Origin of the sequence: Sphingomonas sp., assembly GCF_051962185.1 — a bacterium.
Lineage (GTDB): Bacteria > Pseudomonadota > Alphaproteobacteria > Sphingomonadales > Sphingomonadaceae > Sphingomonas.
The window spans coordinates 1-5,201 of the sequence record NZ_JBQCCN010000176.1 but is presented as its reverse complement, the minus strand read 5'-3'; the positions used below and the strand labels follow the sequence as shown (position 1 = coordinate 5,201).

Sequence of the window (5,201 nt, the reverse complement as noted above, 5' to 3'; positions counted from 1 at the left end):
CGAGGAAGGGCTCGGGCTCGTGCCCGATGCTCGCATCGACGATCGCGTTGCGCGCGCCGCGATAGAGCCGCGCCAGGGTCCGCGACACGTCGCCGCCCTGGTCAAAATCGAGCCCCGCCTCGAGCGCGAACAGGATCGCGGTGGCGCGGGTGATCTTCTCGCTTTTCAGCGCGTAATTCTGGTTGGTCGTCGCGTGCGCCGCGACGCGCAGAGCGCGCACCAGTTCCTCGTACAGCAATTGCACAAGCGCCGGCCCGTCGGCCTCGCCGGTGCGCCCGGCCAGGTCGATCTGACGATAGGTCGCTTCCGGATCGCCGCGCAGCGCGGTGGCATAGCCTGCCATCAGTTCGCGCCCTTCGACCAGGCGTCGATCTGCGTCTTGAGGAACGCCTGGGTCGATTTATAGGCGGCGACCTTGGCATTCATGCTGGCGAACTGCTGGGTCAGCCGGGTGGTCATGTCCTGCGATTGCGTGGTCAGGTCGTCCTGCGCCTTCGACACGTCCGATTGCTGCTGGGTATAGCGCGTCAGCGAGGCGCCGAGCCCGTAGAGCGTGCTGGTCGAGGTCAGCGAGATGCCGTTCATGGCGGCGGTGACCCCGTCCGAGCTCGAGCTGGTGAACGAGAAGATCGCCTCGACCGAGGCCGGATAATTGTTGAGCGCGTTGGTCACCGCGTCGTCGTCGACCGACAGGGTGCCGTCGCGATTGGTCTTGATCCCGATTTCGGCAAGTGTCGTCGGCGTTCCCGCCGGCGCGTTGGAGAGCAGGGTCCGGGTGGTCAGCGAGCGGAGCGAATTGACCAGCCCCTGCGCGGCGGTGTCGCTCTTGAGCGGCCCGTTCTGCGGGTCGATCTGGGCGTTGATGGTGCTCAGCACCTCATTGTAGCTGTCGACGAAGTCGGTGATCGCCTGTTTGAGGCCGTCGGTCGGCGTCGTCGCGGTGAGCCCGACCGGCACCGGGCTGGTGCCGTTGAGCTGCAGCTTCACGCCATTGATCAGGTCGGTGATGGTGTTCGACGCACGCTCGACCGAGACGCCATCGACGGTCAGCTTGGCGTTCTGTGCGATCGACGACAGCTTGGTCCCCGTGGCACCGACGCCGACGTTGAATTGCGCCAGATTGCCGCTTGGATCGGTGGTCGCCGTCATGGTGAAGGCCTGCGCCGATCCGCTCGCGCCTTTCAGCGACAGATAGGCCTTGCCGTCGACATCGGTGACGACCGCGGCGGTGACCCCGGCCTTCTTGGCGTTGATCGCATTGGCGATACCGTCGAGGCTGGCATCGGTCAGGTCGACCGTGATCGGCTGGGCCGATCCCGGCGCGAAATCGGTCATCTGGGTGCCGTCGGCCGAATAGGTCGCATTGCCCAGAGTGATGGTAAGCTGGCCGGACCCGATCACCGTCGTGCGGTCGCCGACCGCGACCTGCGTCGTCGCGACCTGCGCGCTGGCGAGCTGGCTGACGGTGATCGAGGAGGTAAGGCCGTTGAGCGCGGCACCGGTCTGGGCGCTCGCGGTCAGGATGGCGTTGTTGGTGCTCTGCGGCTGCGATTGCAGCGTGCCGTTGGTTGCCAGCGTCTTGAGCGCCGTCGCAAACGTCTGAATCGTGCTCTTGAGCGTCGACACTCCGGAAATTTGCGCGGTCAGCGCGTCCTGCTGGGCCTTCAACGCGTCGGTCTTGGTCGCGAATTGCGCCTGAACCAGCGAAGTGACCAACGACGCGGTATCGACGCCCGACCCGGTCGACAGCGAATTGAACAGCGCCTGCGCCGCCGAACCCATGACGTTCGACGCCGAAGGAGTCGGCGTCGGGGTCGGAGTGGGTGTGCTGGTCGTCGAGGTGGTGGTCACCATGGCAATAGCTCCGCGCGCGTCGGATCATCGAACGACCGGTTGCGCGGCAATTTTAGGACTTTCGTCATTGTTTGACGCCGTTTTCGTCGAACCGCGCGGTCGACGGCACCTCGATCGTCGGCTGCACCGCGCCGGCGCGCTGGTTGAGGCCGAAGACGAAGGCGAGCACCGTCGCGATCGCGGCGTAGAGATCGTCGCGCACTTCCTGTCCTTCGCGACTGGTATAATAGATCGCGCGGGCGAGCGCCGGATATTCGAGGATCGGCACCTTCTCCTCGCCGGCCACGTCGCGGATCGCGAGCGCGGTGATGCCGCGGCCCTTAGCCACCACCACCGGCGCGTTGTCCTTGAACTTGTCGTAGCGCAGCGCGACCGAGAAATGGGTCGGGTTGGTCAGGATGACATGCGCCGACGCGACCGCGCCGCGCACCGAGCGGCGGCTCATCTCGCGCTGGCGCTGGCGCACATGCTGCTTGGCCTCGGGCGAGCCCTCGGTCTCCTTATGCTCGTCGCGGACCTCCTGCTTGGTCATCTTCAACTTGTTGAGCAGGCGGACGATCTGGATCGGCAAATCGACGCCGGCGATCAGCACCAGGCCGCCCGCCATGGTGAACAGGATCCAGACGAAGGTGCCGCCGAGCCGCCCGACCACGCCCGCGACGTCGGACGATGTCGACAGGCCCAGCGTCGGTTGTGCCGTCTTCCACATCAGCCACGCGCCGATCGAGCCGAGCAGGACGACTTTGAGCAGCGACTTGCCCAACTCGATCCAGCCGTTCGGGCCGAAGATGCGCTTCAATCCCGACGCCGGGTTGATCCGCGAGAATTTGGGCTGAAGCAATTTGCCGTTGAAGCGAAACGAACCGAGCCCGGCCTGGCTGAAGATCGCCACGAGCACCGCGATCAGCAACAGACCGCCGACGGTCGGGGCGAAGCCGAAGCCCGCCTGCACCAACGGGCGCATCGGCGACCAATCCTCGATATCGGCCCTGCCGAAGCGGAAGCTGGCGATCATCAACCCTTCGCAGGCTCTCGCCATTTGCGGGCCCAGCATGACCAGCCAGCCGCAACCGGCGAGAACCATCAAGGCAGTCGCGAAATCGCGTGACTTGAGAACCTCGCCATTTTCCAGCGCGTCCTTGCGACGCTTGGCTGTTGGGGCTTCTGTCTTGTCGCCTTCCTGTTCAGCCATCTAGGGTCTGGCCTCGGCTGGGGTGGCGACGCGACAGAGCCGATTTCGGTGTTGGGCGAGAAGCATGGACGGAGCGATGCTGGAGCATCGCGGCGACGCCGCCCGACGCCAAAATCGGCCCGCTGCAGAGCGACCGCGTTGGACAGCCCGCCGAACTGCATCACTTGCTCGCGCGCAGCGTCGGCTGCGCGACGGCGCTGCTTTCCTTGCCAGCGGGCTGCTCGAGGCGATCACGATCCCTCCCCGAACCTAACCGAACACCAGGCGTTGCGCGGCATCGAGTCCTTCCTGGACGATGACGAGCATGTAATCACCCATGGCGGGCATCGCGAGCGCGAGCGCGACGACGCCGACCGCGAGGCTGGCGGGGAGACCGATCGCGAACAAATTGAGGCTGGGCGCGGCGCGACTGACCATCCCGACGAGCAGGTTGAGGCAGAGCAGCAGGAACCCAACCGGCAGCGCCAGCAGCAGACCTGCGGCGAACGTATAGCCGCCGAACAGGGCGATGTCCTTGAGCCGGTCGGGCGACAGCCAGGCGCCGCCCGGCGGCAGTACGGCGTAGCTCCGGACCAGCATGTCGACCAGCACGAGGTGCCCGTTCACCGACAGGAACAGCAATGTCATCAGCACCGACAGGAAATTGCCCAGCGCCGGGGTCGAACGTCCGTTCTGCGGATCGATCGCGGCGGCGAAGCCGATCCCCATCGAGGTACCGATGATTTCGCTGGCGATGGCCGGCGCGGCGAAGGCGATCTGGAGCACGAAGCCGATCGCCAGCCCGATCAGTGCCTCCGCCGCGGCGCTCAGGATGGTGGTGACCGAGAAAATCTCCGCGGGCGGCGCGATCGGATGGACCGCCAGCACCAGCACGCCGATCGCCCCCGACAAGGCGACGCGGACGGGCAGCGGCACCGACACCGCGCCGAATACCGGTGCCGCGACGAACGCCGCGCCGATTCGGATCATCACGAAGATGAGCGCCCAGAGCTGCGCCTCGATGTTGAGGCCGAGGCCGAGCATCGCCTATCGCACCAAATCCGGGATGCGCTGGAAGATGTCGATCGTGAAGTCGCTCAACAGGCCCATGATCAGGCTGCCGAAGATCAGCAGCGACACCCCGACCACCGCCAGCTTGGGGACGAAGGTCAGCGTCTGCTCGTTGATCGAGGTCGCCGCCTGGACCATGCCGAGGATCAGGCCGGCGAGGAGCGCCGGGATCAGCACCGGGGCGCAAGCGAGCGCCAGCACCCACATCGTCTGGTCGGCTACGCCGATGAAATAGTCGGAATCCATCGTCAGTTGATCCAATTGGCTTGATCGTCGCCCCAGCGAAAGTCGGGGTCTCGTGAGGCGTTTTCCTCCACGAGATGCCGGCTCGCGCCGGCATGTCGGCTGGAGAGCCACAGCATCGGCTTGCGTCCCGGCAGGATGGGCGGCGGCGCGCGGAACGGGTTCGGCGCGGGCGGCGGGCAGGCCGGCATCATGTCGCGAAGCTCGACGCCAGGCTGCCCATCATCATCGCCCAGCCGTCGACCAGCACGAACAGCAGCAATTTGAACGGCATCGAGATGATCGTCGGCGACATCATCATCATGCCGAGCGACATGAGCACGGTCGCGACCACCAGGTCGATGACGATGAACGGCAGGAAGATCAGGAAGCCGATCTGGAACGCGGTCTTCAGCTCGCTGGTGACGAACGCCGGGAGCAGCACCGAATAGGGAATGTCGGTCGATTTCGCGTACGGCCCCGAATGCGCCATGTCGGCGAACATCTTGAGGTCCTTCATCCGGGTCTGCTTGACCATGAAGGCATGGAGCGGCTGGCCGGCGCGCTGAATCATCTCGGTCCCGCCGATCTGGCCGGCGGCATAAGGCTGGATCGCCTGGGTGTTCATCTGGTTGATCGTCGGCGCCATCACGAACAGCGACAGGAACAGCGCCAGCCCGATCAGCACCTGGTTGGGCGGCGTCTGCTGCAGGCCGAGCGCCTGGCGGAGCAGCGACAGCACGATGATGATCCGCGTAAAGCTGGTCATCATCAGCAGGATCCCGGGAAGAATCGTGAGCAGGCCCATGATGATGAGGACCTGCAGGCTGAGCGACAGCGGCGCCTTGCCCGCGCCATTGGTGGCGGCAGCGGCGCCCGGGCC

General features: G+C 65.7%; 7 protein-coding genes. All 7 read right to left on the bottom strand.

Going from position 1 to position 5,201, the window contains the following annotated elements:
• A partial coding sequence (locus ACTHJR_RS10945; RefSeq protein ID WP_440523207.1) for a flagellar export chaperone FliS occupies positions 1 to 343 on the bottom strand: 343 nt, incomplete at its 3' end.
• Positions 343 to 1,854 carry a flagellar filament capping protein FliD gene (gene fliD, locus ACTHJR_RS10940; RefSeq protein WP_440523206.1) on the bottom strand — a complete coding sequence of 504 codons (1,512 nt, stop codon included), beginning with the start codon at positions 1,852 to 1,854 and terminating at the stop codon, positions 343 to 345. The genes ACTHJR_RS10945 and fliD, both read right to left, overlap by 1 nt.
• 64 nt (positions 1,855 to 1,918) lie before the next feature.
• Entirely contained in the window at positions 1,919 to 3,046 is a 1,128-nt protein-coding gene (locus ACTHJR_RS10935) for an EscU/YscU/HrcU family type III secretion system export apparatus switch protein (protein ID WP_440523205.1), read from the bottom strand.
• Between the two features lie 249 nt (positions 3,047 to 3,295).
• Positions 3,296 to 4,069 (bottom strand): flagellar biosynthetic protein FliR, encoded by a 774-nt coding sequence (gene fliR / locus ACTHJR_RS10930; protein ID WP_440523203.1) that lies wholly within the window; start codon positions 4,067 to 4,069, stop codon positions 3,296 to 3,298.
• 3 nt (positions 4,070 to 4,072) lie between these two features.
• Positions 4,073 to 4,342, bottom strand: coding sequence for a flagellar biosynthesis protein FliQ (gene fliQ, locus ACTHJR_RS10925; RefSeq protein ID WP_440523202.1), 270 nt, complete (start codon positions 4,340 to 4,342; stop codon positions 4,073 to 4,075).
• A gap of 2 nt (positions 4,343 to 4,344) precedes the next feature.
• Positions 4,345 to 4,533 (bottom strand): hypothetical protein, encoded by a 189-nt coding sequence (locus tag ACTHJR_RS10920; RefSeq protein ID WP_440523201.1) that lies wholly within the window; start codon positions 4,531 to 4,533, stop codon positions 4,345 to 4,347.
• Positions 4,530 to 5,201, bottom strand: a 672-nt coding sequence (fliP, locus tag ACTHJR_RS10915; protein ID WP_440523200.1) for a flagellar type III secretion system pore protein FliP, incomplete at its 5' end; no start/stop codon positions are given. The genes ACTHJR_RS10920 and fliP, both read right to left, overlap by 4 nt.

Bases quoted from the DNA above. Each gene is read 5' to 3' on its own strand.
- fliR (WP_440523203.1), bottom strand. From the start codon at position 4,069: ATGCTCGGCCTCGGCCTCAACATCGAGGCGCAGCTCTGGGCGCTCATC.
- fliQ (WP_440523202.1), bottom strand. From the start codon at position 4,342: ATGGATTCCGACTATTTCATCGGCGTAGCCGACCAGACGATGTGGGTG.
- ACTHJR_RS10920 (WP_440523201.1), bottom strand. From the start codon at position 4,533: ATGATGCCGGCCTGCCCGCCGCCCGCGCCGAACCCGTTCCGCGCGCCG.
- ACTHJR_RS10935 (WP_440523205.1), bottom strand. From the start codon at position 3,046: ATGGCTGAACAGGAAGGCGACAAGACAGAAGCCCCAACAGCCAAGCGT.
- fliD (WP_440523206.1), bottom strand. From the start codon at position 1,854: ATGGTGACCACCACCTCGACGACCAGCACACCCACTCCGACCCCGACG.